The sequence below is a fragment of the Enterobacter cloacae complex sp. 2024EL-00214 genome, from assembly GCF_043945575.1.
Lineage (GTDB): Bacteria > Pseudomonadota > Gammaproteobacteria > Enterobacterales > Enterobacteriaceae > Enterobacter > Enterobacter cloacae_P.
On record NZ_JBIMRC010000002.1, the window covers coordinates 282,714 to 296,710 of the forward strand.

At 47.8% G+C, this 13,997-nt stretch carries 28 protein-coding genes; 1 reads left to right on the forward strand and 27 read right to left on the reverse strand.

The features are described 5' to 3' along the window. Positions 1 to 2: 2 nt before the first annotated feature. The 27 genes from ACHHZ6_RS03700 to ACHHZ6_RS03830 all read right to left on the reverse strand — a co-directional run bounded on the left by ACHHZ6_RS03700 (position 3) and on the right by ACHHZ6_RS03830 (position 12,926). The gene (locus tag ACHHZ6_RS03700; RefSeq protein WP_395121767.1) at positions 3 to 632 is read right to left on the reverse strand and encodes a glycoside hydrolase family 19 protein; all 630 of its coding nucleotides are present in this window, start codon (positions 630 to 632) and stop codon (positions 3 to 5) included. A gap of 8 nt (positions 633 to 640) precedes the next feature. Next, positions 641 to 955: a hypothetical protein gene (locus ACHHZ6_RS03705; protein ID WP_395121768.1), complete on the reverse strand. Its 315-nt coding sequence runs from the start codon at positions 953 to 955 to the stop codon at positions 641 to 643. Further along, on the reverse strand, positions 942 to 1,238 hold the full coding sequence (locus ACHHZ6_RS03710) for a hypothetical protein (protein WP_039266279.1): 297 nt from the start codon (positions 1,236 to 1,238) through the stop codon (positions 942 to 944). Before ACHHZ6_RS03710 ends, ACHHZ6_RS03705 begins: the two co-directional genes overlap by 14 nt. Before the next feature lie 275 nt (positions 1,239 to 1,513). Continuing rightward, positions 1,514 to 2,002 carry an HNH endonuclease signature motif containing protein gene (locus tag ACHHZ6_RS03715; protein WP_395121769.1) on the reverse strand — a complete coding sequence of 163 codons (489 nt, stop codon included), beginning with the start codon at positions 2,000 to 2,002 and terminating at the stop codon, positions 1,514 to 1,516. 1,380 nt (positions 2,003 to 3,382) lie between these two features. Next, positions 3,383 to 4,207 carry an antitermination protein gene (locus ACHHZ6_RS03720; RefSeq protein ID WP_395121770.1) on the reverse strand — a complete coding sequence of 275 codons (825 nt, stop codon included), beginning with the start codon at positions 4,205 to 4,207 and terminating at the stop codon, positions 3,383 to 3,385. Continuing rightward, a complete protein-coding gene (locus ACHHZ6_RS03725) occupies positions 4,207 to 4,350 on the reverse strand; it encodes a hypothetical protein (RefSeq protein WP_395121771.1) in 144 nt (47 codons plus the stop codon). The genes ACHHZ6_RS03720 and ACHHZ6_RS03725 overlap by 1 nt, the downstream gene beginning before the upstream one ends. 158 nt (positions 4,351 to 4,508) lie before the next feature. After that, the gene (locus ACHHZ6_RS03730; RefSeq protein ID WP_161656686.1) at positions 4,509 to 4,694 is read right to left on the reverse strand and encodes a hypothetical protein; all 186 of its coding nucleotides are present in this window, start codon (positions 4,692 to 4,694) and stop codon (positions 4,509 to 4,511) included. Next, the gene (locus ACHHZ6_RS03735) at positions 4,682 to 5,239 is read right to left on the reverse strand and encodes a phage N-6-adenine-methyltransferase (RefSeq protein WP_395121772.1); all 558 of its coding nucleotides are present in this window, start codon (positions 5,237 to 5,239) and stop codon (positions 4,682 to 4,684) included. The genes ACHHZ6_RS03730 and ACHHZ6_RS03735 overlap by 13 nt, the downstream gene beginning before the upstream one ends. Next, the gene (locus ACHHZ6_RS03740) at positions 5,236 to 5,841 is read right to left on the reverse strand and encodes a recombination protein NinG (protein WP_395121773.1); all 606 of its coding nucleotides are present in this window, start codon (positions 5,839 to 5,841) and stop codon (positions 5,236 to 5,238) included. The genes ACHHZ6_RS03735 and ACHHZ6_RS03740 overlap by 4 nt, the downstream gene beginning before the upstream one ends. After that, positions 5,834 to 6,142 carry a hypothetical protein gene (locus tag ACHHZ6_RS03745; RefSeq protein WP_395121774.1) on the reverse strand — a complete coding sequence of 103 codons (309 nt, stop codon included), beginning with the start codon at positions 6,140 to 6,142 and terminating at the stop codon, positions 5,834 to 5,836. Before ACHHZ6_RS03745 ends, ACHHZ6_RS03740 begins: the two co-directional genes overlap by 8 nt. Then, positions 6,132 to 6,827, reverse strand: coding sequence for an HNH endonuclease (locus tag ACHHZ6_RS03750; RefSeq protein WP_395121775.1), 696 nt, complete (start codon positions 6,825 to 6,827; stop codon positions 6,132 to 6,134). Before ACHHZ6_RS03750 ends, ACHHZ6_RS03745 begins: the two co-directional genes overlap by 11 nt. After that, a complete protein-coding gene (locus tag ACHHZ6_RS03755) occupies positions 6,820 to 7,200 on the reverse strand; it encodes a phage protein NinX family protein (protein WP_395121776.1) in 381 nt (126 codons plus the stop codon). The genes ACHHZ6_RS03750 and ACHHZ6_RS03755 overlap by 8 nt, the downstream gene beginning before the upstream one ends. A gap of 1 nt (position 7,201) precedes the next feature. Continuing rightward, a complete protein-coding gene (locus tag ACHHZ6_RS03760; protein WP_395121777.1) occupies positions 7,202 to 7,429 on the reverse strand; it encodes a hypothetical protein in 228 nt (75 codons plus the stop codon). A 2-nt stretch (positions 7,430 to 7,431) separates the two neighbouring features. Next, a complete protein-coding gene (locus ACHHZ6_RS03765; protein ID WP_395121778.1) occupies positions 7,432 to 7,608 on the reverse strand; it encodes a NinE family protein in 177 nt (58 codons plus the stop codon). Further along, positions 7,584 to 7,748, reverse strand: coding sequence for a protein NinD (ninD, locus tag ACHHZ6_RS03770; protein WP_395121779.1), 165 nt, complete (start codon positions 7,746 to 7,748; stop codon positions 7,584 to 7,586). The genes ACHHZ6_RS03765 and ninD overlap by 25 nt, the downstream gene beginning before the upstream one ends. A 13-nt stretch (positions 7,749 to 7,761) precedes the next feature. Continuing rightward, positions 7,762 to 8,211 (reverse strand): DUF1367 family protein, encoded by a 450-nt coding sequence (locus ACHHZ6_RS03775; RefSeq protein WP_395121780.1) that lies wholly within the window; start codon positions 8,209 to 8,211, stop codon positions 7,762 to 7,764. Beyond that, a complete protein-coding gene (locus ACHHZ6_RS03780) occupies positions 8,159 to 8,506 on the reverse strand; it encodes a DUF4406 domain-containing protein (RefSeq protein ID WP_395121781.1) in 348 nt (115 codons plus the stop codon). Before ACHHZ6_RS03780 ends, ACHHZ6_RS03775 begins: the two co-directional genes overlap by 53 nt. A gap of 2 nt (positions 8,507 to 8,508) precedes the next feature. Then, positions 8,509 to 8,790, reverse strand: coding sequence for a hypothetical protein (locus ACHHZ6_RS03785; RefSeq protein WP_395121782.1), 282 nt, complete (start codon positions 8,788 to 8,790; stop codon positions 8,509 to 8,511). 11 nt (positions 8,791 to 8,801) lie between these two features. Continuing rightward, a complete protein-coding gene (locus tag ACHHZ6_RS03790) occupies positions 8,802 to 9,023 on the reverse strand; it encodes a hypothetical protein (RefSeq protein WP_395121783.1) in 222 nt (73 codons plus the stop codon). A gap of 25 nt (positions 9,024 to 9,048) precedes the next feature. Next, positions 9,049 to 9,246 carry a hypothetical protein gene (locus tag ACHHZ6_RS03795; protein ID WP_395121784.1) on the reverse strand — a complete coding sequence of 66 codons (198 nt, stop codon included), beginning with the start codon at positions 9,244 to 9,246 and terminating at the stop codon, positions 9,049 to 9,051. Continuing rightward, on the reverse strand, positions 9,243 to 9,692 hold the full coding sequence (locus ACHHZ6_RS03800) for a transcriptional regulator (protein ID WP_395121785.1): 450 nt from the start codon (positions 9,690 to 9,692) through the stop codon (positions 9,243 to 9,245). Before ACHHZ6_RS03800 ends, ACHHZ6_RS03795 begins: the two co-directional genes overlap by 4 nt. An 18-nt stretch (positions 9,693 to 9,710) precedes the next feature. Continuing rightward, the gene (locus ACHHZ6_RS03805; RefSeq protein WP_395121786.1) at positions 9,711 to 9,977 is read right to left on the reverse strand and encodes a hypothetical protein; all 267 of its coding nucleotides are present in this window, start codon (positions 9,975 to 9,977) and stop codon (positions 9,711 to 9,713) included. Then, positions 9,974 to 11,344 carry a replicative DNA helicase gene (locus ACHHZ6_RS03810; RefSeq protein ID WP_395121787.1) on the reverse strand — a complete coding sequence of 457 codons (1,371 nt, stop codon included), beginning with the start codon at positions 11,342 to 11,344 and terminating at the stop codon, positions 9,974 to 9,976. Before ACHHZ6_RS03810 ends, ACHHZ6_RS03805 begins: the two co-directional genes overlap by 4 nt. After that, the gene (locus tag ACHHZ6_RS03815; RefSeq protein ID WP_395121788.1) at positions 11,341 to 12,153 is read right to left on the reverse strand and encodes a replication protein; all 813 of its coding nucleotides are present in this window, start codon (positions 12,151 to 12,153) and stop codon (positions 11,341 to 11,343) included. Before ACHHZ6_RS03815 ends, ACHHZ6_RS03810 begins: the two co-directional genes overlap by 4 nt. Then, on the reverse strand, positions 12,140 to 12,298 hold the full coding sequence (locus ACHHZ6_RS03820; RefSeq protein WP_180249360.1) for a hypothetical protein: 159 nt from the start codon (positions 12,296 to 12,298) through the stop codon (positions 12,140 to 12,142). Before ACHHZ6_RS03820 ends, ACHHZ6_RS03815 begins: the two co-directional genes overlap by 14 nt. A gap of 41 nt (positions 12,299 to 12,339) precedes the next feature. Beyond that, positions 12,340 to 12,618 (reverse strand): lambda phage CII family protein, encoded by a 279-nt coding sequence (locus tag ACHHZ6_RS03825; protein WP_288725756.1) that lies wholly within the window; start codon positions 12,616 to 12,618, stop codon positions 12,340 to 12,342. A 110-nt stretch (positions 12,619 to 12,728) separates the two neighbouring features. Beyond that, positions 12,729 to 12,926: a Cro/CI family transcriptional regulator gene (locus ACHHZ6_RS03830; protein ID WP_013098070.1), complete on the reverse strand. Its 198-nt coding sequence runs from the start codon at positions 12,924 to 12,926 to the stop codon at positions 12,729 to 12,731. Positions 12,927 to 13,026: 100 nt separating this feature from the next. On the opposite strand from ACHHZ6_RS03830, the gene ACHHZ6_RS03835 reads away from it, so the two are divergent. Continuing rightward, the gene (locus ACHHZ6_RS03835; protein ID WP_395121789.1) at positions 13,027 to 13,740 is read left to right on the forward strand and encodes a LexA family protein; all 714 of its coding nucleotides are present in this window, start codon (positions 13,027 to 13,029) and stop codon (positions 13,738 to 13,740) included. Positions 13,741 to 13,997: the final 257 nt, after the last annotated feature.

A 13,997-nucleotide genomic window follows, 5' to 3' on the forward strand; every position in this document is an offset into this window, starting at 1 on the left:
GCTTATCCCACCAGGACGCTTTTAGCGACGCTATAACGAGCCTTCCGATCGTCCAGACCGTTAGTCCCGCCGTTGATACGTTTTGTCAGTCCGACAATGTCATTTTTGTCTGCAAAGGAGTTGCAGTTATTAGCCCTCCAGAACCAACCAGCAGAACGCGCCGCGTTTTGGTCCAGAAGCAATAAATCAGGGTCATTCACCAGGTCGAGGGAAAGAGCTTTACCACAATCGGCGTAGTTAGCTTTGAATGTGACTTGCTTCAGACCGCGCCCACGGTATTTCCAGCCATCACCTGGCGCTGAGTTTCCGTACCTACCGGCATAAACGATATTCGCAATATCAGCCTGGCGCGATGGCGACAGAGATAGCTCCCCGGGTTTACGCCCAAGCTTTTCGCGCTGTGCTGCAGTAAGCCGATCGCCGAAAATTGCCAGACCTGCTACCGAGTAATTCAGTGACTCAACAACAGAACGCCAGCCGTTTGATTCGGTACCAATCTGAGCGATGAAGTGAGCTTCGCGCAAAGGAGTGTTAATGCCGAACTCGTCCATGACTTTTACGACATGCGGATACCATTTATCAGCAAGCGCGGGAGCAATTCCTGCAGCTCGCATAAACTGGTCTTTTGTCATGGTCTACCTCAGAAGGAAACTTCACGCTGAATGCTGCTGTAACTCGTTTTGGGCTCGATAGCCTGAACGGTCTTACCATCCGGCGAGATAATCACTACGCCAGGTGCATTCTGTGTGTTATTCGCCAGCTTTTGCTCTGCGTTATGCGCTCGCATCTCAGCTGCCGTTCTTTGCCGGTTCATATCACTGGCAAGCTTTACGGCATCACGACTACTGTTTACCGAGTCGTTGAATTGATTGCAGAGGATGGCGGTTAAGATAAGGAATACGACAGGTACCAGGTCGACAATGTATCGCCCTACCCTGATCTCAGTTCTTGCCATAATTATCACCATTGTCACTTTGGCTGAACCATGGCAACTTTTTGAGGATTGCTGCTCCTTGCCATCCCGCAGCACCGCATCCCATACCAAGGATGTAAAGTGACCACTGTTTGTCCAGCCCATATAGAGCCATCATTGTTCCGGCAAAGATTGACACGATCATATGACTACCAAGGCTGACTTTTTCAGCTGCCGGTCTGGTTTCGTACTTTGCCCACGAACCAAGCACCGTCATGATGAGCGCGAGAAGCAAAGCCGGAATAAGGTCTGTTCCGTTTGCCATTGCGTAGTCTCCACCATGATGGTGGCCTGTTAAAGCGTCTGGCATGAGACTACCAGGCCGCATATTAGCGACCCCAAATGATTGGGGGATATGTTCTTATTGAGAGGTAAAGCATTGTGTTGCGAACAAATCCGATCTAATGTTTTGCCCGCCTGATCAGACGATATGTGCCTCGGTCTTTGTTCGTGATTCATACCATGGGCAAGATGGCCGTAGGTTGTTCCACCAACTTACGGTCGCCCATTTTCACGAAGCCCAGCTCAATGCTGGGTTTTTCATTTGTTTCCATGCAACTTGTGATACCCGAGATGCCTTTCAGCTTGCCTTCTCTTAGCTACAGCGCTTTCCATGCAGTCGTAGTACCCAAGATACTTTCTCTTTCCATCTGCATGGATATACGCGTACCATTTCTGTCGCTTCTTGTTCCAACTAACGCCCATCACGCCAGAAACGTTTGTGCAGTGTTTCTTTTGATTTTTAACATTCTCAAGATGCGTAACAAGGCGAAGGTTAGATATTCGATTATCGCTTCTAACGCTATTGATGTGGTCAATTTCCATACCTGCCGGAATTTCTCCATGGCATATTTGCCAAGCTATTCTATGAGCCTGGTAAGACCTTCCGTTAAGTTTTAATCGAATGTAGCCACTGTCTTTTTTTACTGACCCTGCTTTATCTCCAACCTTGATGCGGTTTGAAAAACTTACCTTCCACTTCAATTCACCGGTATCAGGGTTGTATTCGAATATTTCTTCGAACTTCACGGCGATTACCTTTTAGAAAGTGAGCCTGTCTCACAGAAAAGCCGCCCGAGAGAGGTCGCCACCTATAACGGCTATTCTCAGGCTCGCTTACTGAAAGGCTCTCGTTGATATGCGCGTGAGATGCGCAGAAGGGATGAAAGCGCATACGCCACCGTAGCCACAGCGGATAAGGTGAGGGTATTGTCTGTCTGGTATTTGGTGGGATGCGCTTTCAGAAAGGTCGTGCTGAATGCGCCTTTCGACGCAATCGTACGCAGCATGTACGCATGGTACATCCGCATTAGAGCATGCCGGTTACGTTTATCCGGCGTCTTTCGACCGATTGCCTGAGGTAGCAGGTTAGAGTGTGGTGACCGGTGCTGATCTCCGGCATTCGGCTTTACTCTGGTCGATGTTGCTTTCGAACCGAAAAGCCTTTGGGACTCTCACCCAAACAAACGGCTGCTATGACCGCACACCCAGATGTTTTCCGCGCATCAGCCTGCGCATTCACCACAACGGAAAGGACACTCGCCAGAGCGGAATATATTTCAACCGACTGTGAATATCAGGGAGCCCAAGCGCCCTTACCTGTTATGGGCTCCGTTTCGTGGAGCTGACGGCGGGTGATCAGACCGCACCTGTCGGGAACTTATTTTCAGCATTAACGCTCGCGCCCGTGCCTGAATCAGCTCGTAAACAAACTCAGGAATGGGAGCCCATTATTAATCACACCGGGCCAGTGCGCCGAATTCTTTGATGAGGAGTCGGAAGACCTCACTGGTGTTTAGCCGTTAGGCTACTGCCAGGAATTGATCATCGTTTGCATTTATCTTTGTGGTCCGTTTCTTAAAAGTCCGCAAAGTCGCTAACGTGACGAAAACTGGAAAGAGCACTGACGAGCGTCGTCACAATCCCGCATCAGCGTTTCACCGGTTGCTATTCCGAGGATGCTGGTTGCCGTCTGCCTAATGCCCTTACCAGATTTCGCCAATGAAAAAGCCCCGAGCTATTAACTCAGGGCTTCAAATAGTTGCTCGGCTCACCCTTCCCACCCAAGTGACCACGGAAGGCTACGCGACGCATTGCGTTTCGCTTCATCACAGAAGCTCATCAGGCGTTTAAGTTGGTCACCCTGGACTCCTACTTGCCGAGCGGTGGAGTCGTACGCTTTTGCAGACCTCTCAGCCTTCGATGGTTGGAGTAGTCACGCAAACACGTGGTTTTACCAACTAGGCGGGATCAGCTTGTCGGGTGCCGCCTCATGATTCCCGACTCGCCCACCATTTAATCCACCGTAACATCAGACGGATTTCTAGTGTTAGAACTCAGATTAGTCCATTTTTCCGCGAGAGTAAAGTGTTATTTCTACCAACATCCGTATCGGTAGAAATATTTGCTTCACATGGTCACTTTTGCAATAACACTATCAGCAAATGCTTCTTCTTTGTGGCACTCAGTTACCAGTGACTCAAAGAATGGCTGGATGTGGTCATAAGCAAAGGTTTTCTTCACATCCCATGCTGTCCGTACACCCTCAAAGACGGTTGAGAACTTGAGTCTGCGGTATCTGCGTCCTGAGCATTTATCGCAGGTTTTCCATACCGGTACACCGCCCATTTCTTTTGTCTTTTCCTGGTCAACAACCTTCCCTTTCCCGTGGCATCTACAGGCGTTGCTGAGCACCTTCTTCCCTTTGCAAGATGGACACTGAACCCTTTCGATATCACGTTGCTCGCGGTATACCTGATAGGATGAAGGACGAATCGTCTTGTCGCCCATCTGCAATGCTGCTTTGACGAATCGCCTTTCCCTGGATGGCGTATGGGTTTTGGTGCTGAATACCTCGGCGTCTATAAATCCTTCGCCATTGCAGCAATCGCATTTACGTACGCTAGCAGCGCTACGTGAATAATCCTGAAAAGCGAAAGTTGCGAGCAATTGCAATACACGTTGTTTAGTATCTTCCTGTAGTCCATCGAATGCCTTAGTACGTCCTGCCAGACGTTTTGCCATTTCGTATACGCCAATGACGGCTTTATCTGGTGAGCTGATGCCAATCTTTGCCAGGTAAAGCTCAATACCGATGCCACATTTTGATTCTGCCAAACCTAATGCGGCCATCACCCCACTGATGTCCAGAGAGTCTGTTGCGGTTGCACGCGGCGAGTCGCTGAACATTGGTGATTTTGGCGCAAAGTACCGTCCTATTGATTCAAGTCTCATTAGTAATTCTCTCCCTTGCAGTGACACCATATTTCAAACATGCGCTTAACCACTTCCCTACAATAAAGCCCGTCGGTATCTCTGGTCAGGTCGTACCGATCGCCATGCTTCAGTCGCATATAGAATTCGAATGCTCTGTTCATACCCTTCCCCTATCTGCCTGAGATAAATACCTGTCAGCCTGAATAAGTGCGTTGCACTCTCTTGCCAGAAGTGAGCGGCGTTTAAATCTGATTGGTGGGAAGAAGAATGTTGCTGAGAGGATGTTTATTGCATCTCGGTTATGGATTGGCTTTATCATCTACGCTGCCTCCGGGTCATGGTCTGGCTTATTCGTTCCGAGCCGGTTACGCACTTCCCGAAGCTGCTCGCGCACATAATCAAGACTGCGCTCAAGCTCATGCTCTTTGCCAATCAGCACCTGCTCGGTATGCATATCGCGCTGACGCTGCCATTTGACTTGCTGGATGTTAGTTACGCTGCACATAAGACCCCCTTCATGAATCGTTTTCCGTATTGCATCAGCACATCGCGATCAACCGTAGTCATGCGACATTCGCCAGAGCGTGGATATGGATGCCAGATAATGAGCATCGAGCCTTTGTTGTTGCCATTTACTGGCTTACCGGTTTCTGCATTTAGGAATGAGAGACGCCCACCTGTGATAAACCGAACTTCATGCGCGGTCTTGATAGCCTCCCTGAACCACAGCACGGACGTATCAGCCGGTAGTAGCATCACGCACCCGATACCGCTATCAGCATTCTCCTGAGCAGCGACCTGTACGAATGGCATTGGTCGGCTGTATGGTGGATTCATCCACGCGTAGCCAGGGATATCAGGCATGACTTCTGCCCATGAGGTGAATAGCGTGTTTTGCTGCTCGGTGATGTAGTGGCGACAAAGAGCATTCGTAGCGCTTGCGGCCGCATCCAGCACGAAATTGAACTCAGCATTTAGTGCGTGAAATATCTCTGGCGGCGTTCTCCACAGGTCTTTAATTTCTGCTGGGGTATTTGATTTATCCGTCATGCTGCCTCACTTCTGCTGTCACGCAGGTCTTTAAGCTTTTGCTGATACTCCGCCTTAATCGCTTTGCACTCTTCTGTAGTCCAACGATGGCGCTTATGGTCAGATTCAATTGCCTCGACTTGCTCGATGCCTATGCGCCGGATTAGCTCAGCACGGTATGGAACAAGATTCCCGCTCTTATGCTGATTACACACGATGCATTGCTTTGATATATTGCGTTCATCAAACCGCAGTTGTGGCGCTGCTGCCGTTGTCCTGTAATGGCCAGCGTCGAACTGAGCGGATACGAACGTTCCGCACGAGATACATGGTAAGTCGCGGTCTCTTTCTCTGATGAAGGCGTTTACTGCTTGTTGGGCTTGTTTAATCCAGTAACTGCGGGGCTTTAAGGCGAGCTTTCGAATCTTTAACTTGTCTTTCTGCTGCTGATATTCTCGTCGTCGTTTCTTGTCTGCTGCTTTCTCTGCTTTTTCTCTCTCCTTGCTTCGTCGCTCTATTGCTAATTCAGTTCCGTGTTCCGGGCTACACCACCACTGATTTGAGAAGGCCGGGTGGAACCATTCATTGCAGACCTTGCATTTTCTCCGGGGTGCTTTAGTCATTGGTCAGTTCCCTCTGTCGCTCATCTTCGTGAGAGAAGTCTTCTCCGTCGATAGGCATGAGCTGCTCTCTCCCAAAGCAAACGGCACCATCTTCACCTGGAAATGGGCTTTTCAAATCGCCAGATGAATAAAAAAGAATCTCATCTGTGGCATTTTCGTTAATGCTTCCTGTCTTTATGCTTTTGAAGCGTTTTCCTGGATTAATTATTTTTTCCACTATCACGGATTTACCTAAGTTTTCGTGGATTCGGTATGTCTTTATAACCAAGGCCATGCCACCTACTCGTAACTCACTCATCATCTTCCTCCGTCATAAATCCGTTAGGGTCGCGATACGCTATTGCAAGTGAGGCGCATTCTTCACTTAGATAAGCAGGGTTGTTGTCGGTATTGGAAAATACTCCATGAAGTTCGGCTGCTTTTTTGCAGTACGCATCATATGCTTCTTCAGGCGTAGAGAATGATCCAATATGTATAGTTTCCCTATTAGATGTGATTCTTGCGCACCATCTGCTTTTCATTCCTGTAACCTTGCTTACACCTTTGAATCCGGTTGTGTTCCTCCTCCTCCTTCCTATGTTCTTTGTATTTTCACTTCTGTTTGCAATTCTTAGGTTGCGTAATCTGTTGTCACTTTTCACACCATTGATATGGTCAATCTCACCATCAGGCCATTCGCCGTGAACATAAAACCAAGCCAGGCGATGAGCTCTGTATTGCTTTCCATTAAATCTAATTACGACATACCCATTCTTCCTCTTGTAGCCAGCAACATCACCAGGCTTACTGCCACATCCAGGAAGGCAAATTAGACGCACGAAGTTTCCAGTATCTGGATCATACTCAAGATGACTAAGAAGTAAGGCATGGGTATGTTTTGAATTGATTTTCTCTCTTTCCATTTTTAACATTGCAATAAATAAACATCCAAACGTTCGACGTATGCTCTGCTGCTCGTAGGATTGGGCTTCTGATTGGCTAAGCACTGGCATACTCCTGCTTCATCAGGAAAGCTATCATTGCTGCTCTTAATGGGTTCCTGTGTTCATATCCTGACGTCACTGTTTCGTCAGTGCCGTATGCTCCTATTGGCGCGTCATGTTCGAAAGATGCCTCCCATGCACTGCCGTAACTGTTCAGAGAAATATCGTTTCCAACGATAATCGGCCATGCGTCTGCCGCGTTGTTGCATGGGTCAAATACCTTCCAGCCAAGGCATATTCCCTTGAATTCACCACAATCTGCATATTCATGGATAACAGCATTTCCATCTGATGCGATAATTGAGAGACCATCTTTGCTGACTATCTTCCCAACCATTGCGTTAATTACTTGGTCTGATAACTGTGAATAGTCCATATCAATGCACCCTCTCGCTAACTGGCTGCTCGTCATTGCTGACGATGCTGATAATCAGGCTCTTTCCGCCGAAATCGACGCAAATCGTTTTGTCTTCTTCATCCTCAAGTTCGCCTTCCAGATAATCGGCGATTGAGTTGACCAGTAGGTCGATGGGGTCGATGTCGTCTCCTGATGCATCATTAAGGAGGTCATCGAGTCGCCCCTGGTAATCTTCGATAAGGCTCATAGCTATTTCCTCGCACGTTGGCGTAGCCATCTCTTTGACAAGAGAGGCCATACAGGGTCATAGGATGTTACGTCTGATTCGGTAGGTACTGGCTTGGGTTTGTTTCTGGAGCGTTTGGTGGGGATGAATATCAGGTTGTCCATTGCGATTTGGGTTATGCTTCGTCGCTGTCTTGCCACACATCCTCCTTTGTCTCGGGCAGTGGGAAGTCGCCTACCGGTGACCTTTCGCACCGCATGCACCATCGATTCCAGCAAGGTTGATCTGGACGGAATCGCTTATCGTCTTTCCACTCTCCGCATCTGTCACATTGGATCATGTCGATATGCACCTCAGAAAAATGAATAGAGCTGATTCAGCACGTTCTGGTCTTTCGTCTTGCCAAACACATGCTTGATAGCTGCGTTAATCATAGAGCTGTAGCAACGTTCGAATTCATCTGCCTCCATGCTGCCGTATGACAGGCTTTTAGCCTCTGCCCTAACCTCTCCGCGAATGTTCGTCACCATGTCGTAGAAGCCAGCCAGAATCGTCAGGTCTTTTCTGAACCGGTTGAACTGAGTGGTTTCGTCGGCATTCTCATGCCCAGCCTTATCAGCAGCCCAGTGCTGAAAGCAGAAGTTGAAGAACGCGAACATTTTTCGATGGAATGCTGGATTGCGGGTTAACTTGAATTCGGCAGTGTACATCTCGCCGTTTTGAAACTTGGTAAGGCGGGGAAGGTCATGCTCAAACGCCGGAGCAAATACTCCCCCTGCTGTCTTGATCATCTCGATTTGCATTTATTGATTTCACCGGGAATTGATAGATAATTTCAAGACCAAGCTTTTTTGCTAGTGCATGCTCTGCAAACGCGCCGCTTGATTTTTCCCAACCTTTCAGCATAACCACTGCATCTGCACACCTGATCATTGCACAGCAAATATCCATATACTGCGCTTGCGTTAAGCCGTCAGGTAGCAAGGCGGGGTTCAGCACAACATTCCCACATTGTTGCTGAATAGACTCCATTGAGTTAAATGCAGGTCGATTAAATTTTTGATAACCTGACATTGGTCCAGCAATATAAACCCTCATACTCACTCCTTCACTTTGATTCCAGCGTCATCGAGCACCCTCGCTATCGTTTCCACCGGCAGCATCAAGCAACCATCCTCGCCATATGTATCTGTTGCAGTGGAGTACACAAGCTCTCCTTCTGGCAACTCAATCTCTATAGCTGCGCGAGATGCCTGCCATGCTTTCCACGCCACTTCGGTGGTATTAAATCGATAGCGGTCATTGTCTATGCGATGCCTTTCTGCTGAACACATTGGCAAACTGCTTATCCACCTTTCAAACTGCTTTCTTGATTCGTCCATATTCCTCTCCATCACAATTCATTTCCCATCACATGCGGAACCATCCCGCGACGTTCGAAGTACAGTCGAGCAAAGCCTTCCGCGACCTTTTCGTTTACTTCGATGCTTTCCCATTCGAGGATGTTAATGAGGCCTGAGCGCACAAACGGGAAGTTGTACCAGCGCACCCTTCGAAGATGAGTGGCGTTGTACATCAGGTTGTCGCCAATAATGAATTTGTACCTCTTCATCATTCCTCTCCATCAGCGTGCTGGGGTGTTAGTTAGTAATTTTCGTTAATTCTCGCGGAAAGAAACGCGGCATTTTCGTTGGGTCGATATGTGAAAATATCCACCGTGACTTATCATCTAGATCAACCACATATCTATATTCATCGTTGAAATAATAATCATGCCCTACAATTGTTCCTGTTCCATTTGATTCAGAAGAAACTCTTGTCCCTACTTCCATCTTCACATTCGCACCTCTCTTAATGCCTTGTTGATAAATGCAGTTAGTGGGTTAGCTGCACCAAAGTTAAATACCTGCTTCTTGCTGTATACCCATGCGTTCTTGTGGCACCAGTCACGATGCAAATCACCGTTTTCATGAAGGTGCTTGAGCATCTTCGTAACGAGTCGCTTGTCTATTCCTGTTGCTGTAGATATCTCAACTGCCATTCCTGTTTCGTGCTCATCCAGATATCGCAGAACAGCTTCTGTGCGCTCATGATGGAGTAAAGCAAGCCGGTAGTGCTTAACGCTGTTGCTGATGCGATCAACCTCAACCAGTCCTTCTGCGATAAGGTCACGCAGTAGCAGGTTGATGTGTGATTTCTGGCATCCGAGGATTTTTGCGAATTGTGCTGCTGAGGTGGGAATGTTTGTTTCAAGGTGGTTGAGTATTTTGTCTCGTGTGTTCACTGCTTCCCCCGCAATGTTTTAAAGTGTTATTCCTGCGTGATGGCTGGCCTCTTTGATGAAGCGACGCAAGATGTCTCTGTCAACCCACTGCTTTTCGGTAAGGTGGAAAATCCAACTGACAATCTGCTCACCTGTTTTGCATGTGCTTAAGGCGATTTCATAGTTTCCATCGATGTGATCACCAGGGATGTGAAAAACGATGTGAGTCTCATCAACGGTAACGATGCGTGAAAGCTCCTCTTCTCGGCGAATGTATTCCTGTGCATCAAACTTTTTTAACGTCATACCGGTGCTCCTTTTGCGTACCTTCTGCCTTGCGCTGGCTTACTATCTGTTGATGCCTTGCGCGCCTCTTCCTGGTCGCAATCATGAAAATGGCCGTTAATGAATCGTTGGTACACTGTCCCAAGCGATCCAAATCTGTTTTTGGTAACGATTATTTCTGCAAATGGCGCTGCGGGGGAGTTCTCATCATACACCGCTTCGCGATAAAGCATGATGATGGAGTCCGCATCCTGTTCGATGCTTCCTGAGTCACGGAGATCTGAGTTATTTGGACGCTTGTTAGGACGGTCCTCTACCTTTCTCGATAACTGGCTAAGAGAAATAACCGTTGTGCGAAGCTCTTTTGCCATTGCCTTCAGGCTTCCGGAGATATGAGCAATAGCAAGGTCATTTCGCTCTGACTTTGGCTTATCAATCAGTCCGAGATAATCGACCATGATGAGAGATAGGTCTGGGTGCTCCTGTTTGTGACGCTCTGCAACACTGCGAATTTGTTCTACCGTGAGCTTAGAAGCATCTACCAGCCAAACGTCCAACTCCTTGAGCGCACATATTCCATTCGCGATACGCGCCCATCCTTCATCGTCCAGCTTGGCTGGATTTCGAAGAACGTTTACTGACATATTCCCACTACCGGCAATGCTCCTCTCCGCGATCTGCGTCTTACTCATCTCCATTGAGAAAATCAGCACACCACGCTTGCGATTTGTTCCGGGTATATCTTTCGATGCAACACCTTCGGCTATCTTGAGAGAGATTTCCGTCTTTCCGCACCCGGGACGAGCTGCGATGATCACGAGGTCTTCTGGGTTCATTCCGCCAGTAATTGCATCGAGCTCAGCAATTCCAGTTTTAAGCGTGTCGGATTCCTCTCCATTGCGTAGTCTCTTGTCCAGAATATCCGTGTACTCAGTGAGAACTTCCTTCAGATGGACAGGTTTAACCTCCCCTCTAGGTTTTCGAATAAGTGATAACTTTGTCGTTAACTCGTCTATGGCTGCCGCCGATGTGTCACGCGTTCCGTTGCTGATAACACCTCGCACATCGTCAATAAGCTTGAGTACCATACGGCGCTCATGCATATCAGCTACCATTCCTGCATAACCCTTCAGGTTTGCTGTGCTAGGGCAGTTTTTGGCAGCCTCCATCACATCGGCAAAATGTTCATCACCGCACTCCTCTGCGACCATGAGGCCGTCGATCATGTTTCTTGTGCGAGCATGTTTGCGGATGACAGAGAAGACCTTCTGGTAAAGCGGAATGGCAAAAGATTCTGGCTCAAGCATTTCCAGCACATCGTTTGCAGATGGCGTTAACCCTCCAAGGAGAAGTCCGCCGATTACACTGGCCTCGATATCCTGTCTCATAGTGTTCCCTCACGGATTTTTGTTAAAACTTTAGGCCGGAGAAGATAATCAAAATCAGCTGACCAGCCGCGATCGTTATCGCCAAAGTGGAAAGGTCTTGCCATGCGCATAAACGCATTCACGTATGCCTTGAAGCCATCAAGGTTTTTTGTCGCCAGAGAGCCGATAAGCGTTTTCAGCTTGCGCTTTCTCTCGGCGTTGGCTTCTACAGCGTGAGGTAATCTGTCACCCACGATTTCGTTGTAGGCATCCAGGTACTCTTCGTAGTTGATGCGAACAGTCTTTCGTCTTGCAGGTTTAACCGGCGAGCGGTCATCGCAAGATGACTGTGTGTTTTGTTTTATTTCTTTCTTTTGAGTAGTTTCTTTTGTGGTTAGCAGATTCTGCAAAGGTGCGTTAGCAGGTTCTGCTAATGTTTTCTTAGCAGGTTCCGCTAATGTTAAGCACTTTCCGTTATTCTTTGTTTGCCACTCAGAAATGGTTGTGTTGATGCCGATTTTCCGTCCTTCCTGAACAAGCACCTTCTTCCTGATGAGGTTGTTTTTAGCTGTTGAGCAATGTGTGTAATGCTTGAGAATCATCTCTCCTAATTGCTCGTTGCTAATCCAGTCCATCTTCTTGCTGAAGCCATATGTCTTTCTCCATACAGCCATCACGATGCAAAGCTCAGTCTCTGGCAGACCTGAGCTCATTGTTGCTTCAAGCAGTTCATTGGCTAACCGAGTAAAGCCTTCTTCAAGCTGCGCCACTTTTGGCTCCACGGCCTCCAGCGGTGGCCTGTAATCGGACATTTGTTTAACGACGCCCATTCTTCACTCCTGCTTTGGCTAGTCTGTAAACGCCAATAAGACGCTCTGCGAACGCCCGGTTATTGGCAGCTGTATTCACTAATCCTTCAGGTGAATCAGGGTGTCGAATCTCTTCTTTTTCCTGGTGCTTTTTGCGTTTTTGCATTAAGATTTCTCCTGTTAGATGTGTTGACGTAACACAGTGTTCTAAGCGCTCAGACTGCTACCAACAGCTGGGCGTTTTTCTTTTGTGAGAATCGATGCCACCTGCTGAGCAAGTCTCGCCATCTCATCATCAACAACTCCCCATTCAAGCACTGCCAGAAGCATCGAGAACTTAGGAATCCAGTCTCGCTTCCACCGGCTAATCTGTGCTTTATCGACACCTACAGCTGCTGCTGTTTTCTCTGTGCCAATCAGGGCGATCTTGTTAAGCAAGGCACTCTCAATGCGCATTGCCTCGTTGCGTTTGTTTGCGTGTTCCATTTGTAATACTTCCTTTAGTTAATAAGTGTTTACGCATCGGTTGATGCGATTTGAAGTTTTAGATTCGCTTTTCAGCGACGTAGGACGAATGTCCGTTGTGGGAGTGGTGCTTATGCGGCTTTCTTATTGCTTGGGAATGGCTTCACTTCTTCCGCATCAATGCTGCCGTCAGGTTTAACTGTTAAAAAAATCTTTCTACCAGAGCGAATAGCCTTGTTAATTGCACTTTGGTAAACGCCAAGATCTTGTGCGGTCTTGGTTTGACCAAAACGCAGGGCATAATCTTTCAGGGTTATGCGCTGTTCCATACAACCTCCTTAGTACATGGATTCATTATCACCGCTAGAGGTAAAATAGTCAACACGCACGGTGTTAGATGTTTATCCCCTGCGGTGATAAATTTGACGTATGAGCGCTAAAAAGAAACCACTAACCAAAGAGCAGCTTGAAGACGCTATGCGTTTGAAGGCTATATACGAGAAAAAGAAATCAGAGCTTGGCCTATCTCAAGAAGGCATTGCTTTTTCCATGGGGATCGGGCAATCAGCTGTTGGGGCGATTTTAAACGGCGTAAATGCCCTTAATGCGAACAATGCAGCTATGCTGGCAAATATTCTTCAGGTAGGAATAGAGGAATTTAGTCCGTCAATAGCCAAAGAGATTTCTGACTTGTACAGAGCCATAGGCGCAGATGTACAGAAGAGAAACGAGTATGAGTATCCAGTCTTCTCGCATGTGCAAGCTGGTATGTTTTCTCCTGAATTTCGAACGTTCACTCAGCGAGATGCTGAGGGATGGGTGAGTACAACGAAGAAAGCCAGTGATGCTGCGTTCTGGTTAGAGGTAGATGGGCACTCAATGACTGCCCCTGCCGGTTCACGCCCAAGCTTCCCTGAAGGAATGCTTATCCTTGTTGATCCAGAGGAACCGGTTGACCCAGGTGATTTCTGCATTGCGCGGCTGGATGGTGATGAGTTCACCTTCAAGAGACTGATCAAGGATAGCGGACAGGCATTCCTTCAGCCGTTAAACCCACAGTTCCCTATGATTCCATGCAATGAGAACTGCCGAGTTGTAGGGAAGGTTGTCGCCAGCCAGTGGCCTGACGAGACGTTTGGGTGATAGTTCTGATAAGAGAGAGGTCGCAGAGATGCGGCCTTTTTTATTGGATGGAATTACAGGTGTGAAAAAAATCAGCTATAAGCTGATCATTTTGTTGAAGTTTCTGTTTAGCCTGGGTAGGATCCCGCTGTTGTGTGATCGTTTTCTGCTCGCCAACAAAGGAAAAGCCCAGAAGGCAGCAACCTTCTGGGCCCACAAAAACATCGGCTAGAATGTTTTCTTGAGATCTCGATTGGGGAGATTACCTCAAGCGTTTT

What these genes read in the sequence shown, in the direction of transcription:
- ACHHZ6_RS03700 (WP_395121767.1), bottom strand. Translation starts at nt 632, where the DNA reads ATGACAAAAGACCAGTTTATGCGAGCTGCAGGAATTGCTCCCGCGCTT.
- ACHHZ6_RS03705 (WP_395121768.1), bottom strand. Translation starts at nt 955, where the DNA reads ATGGCAAGAACTGAGATCAGGGTAGGGCGATACATTGTCGACCTGGTA.
- ACHHZ6_RS03710 (WP_039266279.1), bottom strand. Translation starts at nt 1,238, where the DNA reads ATGGCAAACGGAACAGACCTTATTCCGGCTTTGCTTCTCGCGCTCATC.
- ACHHZ6_RS03720 (WP_395121770.1), bottom strand. Translation starts at nt 4,207, where the DNA reads ATGAGACTTGAATCAATAGGACGGTACTTTGCGCCAAAATCACCAATG.
- ACHHZ6_RS03725 (WP_395121771.1), bottom strand. Translation starts at nt 4,350, where the DNA reads ATGAACAGAGCATTCGAATTCTATATGCGACTGAAGCATGGCGATCGG.
- ACHHZ6_RS03730 (WP_161656686.1), bottom strand. Translation starts at nt 4,694, where the DNA reads ATGTGCAGCGTAACTAACATCCAGCAAGTCAAATGGCAGCGTCAGCGC.
- ACHHZ6_RS03735 (WP_395121772.1), bottom strand. Translation starts at nt 5,239, where the DNA reads ATGACGGATAAATCAAATACCCCAGCAGAAATTAAAGACCTGTGGAGA.
- ACHHZ6_RS03740 (WP_395121773.1), bottom strand. Translation starts at nt 5,841, where the DNA reads ATGACTAAAGCACCCCGGAGAAAATGCAAGGTCTGCAATGAATGGTTC.
- ACHHZ6_RS03745 (WP_395121774.1), bottom strand. Translation starts at nt 6,142, where the DNA reads ATGATGAGTGAGTTACGAGTAGGTGGCATGGCCTTGGTTATAAAGACA.
- ACHHZ6_RS03755 (WP_395121776.1), bottom strand. Translation starts at nt 7,200, where the DNA reads ATGGACTATTCACAGTTATCAGACCAAGTAATTAACGCAATGGTTGGG.
- ACHHZ6_RS03760 (WP_395121777.1), bottom strand. Translation starts at nt 7,429, where the DNA reads ATGAGCCTTATCGAAGATTACCAGGGGCGACTCGATGACCTCCTTAAT.
- ninD (WP_395121779.1), bottom strand. Translation starts at nt 7,748, where the DNA reads ATGATCCAATGTGACAGATGCGGAGAGTGGAAAGACGATAAGCGATTC.
- ACHHZ6_RS03775 (WP_395121780.1), bottom strand. Translation starts at nt 8,211, where the DNA reads ATGCAAATCGAGATGATCAAGACAGCAGGGGGAGTATTTGCTCCGGCG.
- ACHHZ6_RS03780 (WP_395121781.1), bottom strand. Translation starts at nt 8,506, where the DNA reads ATGAGGGTTTATATTGCTGGACCAATGTCAGGTTATCAAAAATTTAAT.
- ACHHZ6_RS03785 (WP_395121782.1), bottom strand. Translation starts at nt 8,790, where the DNA reads ATGGACGAATCAAGAAAGCAGTTTGAAAGGTGGATAAGCAGTTTGCCA.
- ACHHZ6_RS03790 (WP_395121783.1), bottom strand. Translation starts at nt 9,023, where the DNA reads ATGATGAAGAGGTACAAATTCATTATTGGCGACAACCTGATGTACAAC.
- ACHHZ6_RS03805 (WP_395121786.1), bottom strand. Translation starts at nt 9,977, where the DNA reads ATGACGTTAAAAAAGTTTGATGCACAGGAATACATTCGCCGAGAAGAG.
- ACHHZ6_RS03810 (WP_395121787.1), bottom strand. Translation starts at nt 11,344, where the DNA reads ATGAGACAGGATATCGAGGCCAGTGTAATCGGCGGACTTCTCCTTGGA.
- ACHHZ6_RS03815 (WP_395121788.1), bottom strand. Translation starts at nt 12,153, where the DNA reads ATGGGCGTCGTTAAACAAATGTCCGATTACAGGCCACCGCTGGAGGCC.
- ACHHZ6_RS03820 (WP_180249360.1), bottom strand. Translation starts at nt 12,298, where the DNA reads ATGCAAAAACGCAAAAAGCACCAGGAAAAAGAAGAGATTCGACACCCT.
- ACHHZ6_RS03825 (WP_288725756.1), bottom strand. Translation starts at nt 12,618, where the DNA reads ATGGAACACGCAAACAAACGCAACGAGGCAATGCGCATTGAGAGTGCC.
- ACHHZ6_RS03830 (WP_013098070.1), bottom strand. Translation starts at nt 12,926, where the DNA reads ATGGAACAGCGCATAACCCTGAAAGATTATGCCCTGCGTTTTGGTCAA.
- ACHHZ6_RS03835 (WP_395121789.1), top strand. Translation starts at nt 13,027, where the DNA reads ATGAGCGCTAAAAAGAAACCACTAACCAAAGAGCAGCTTGAAGACGCT.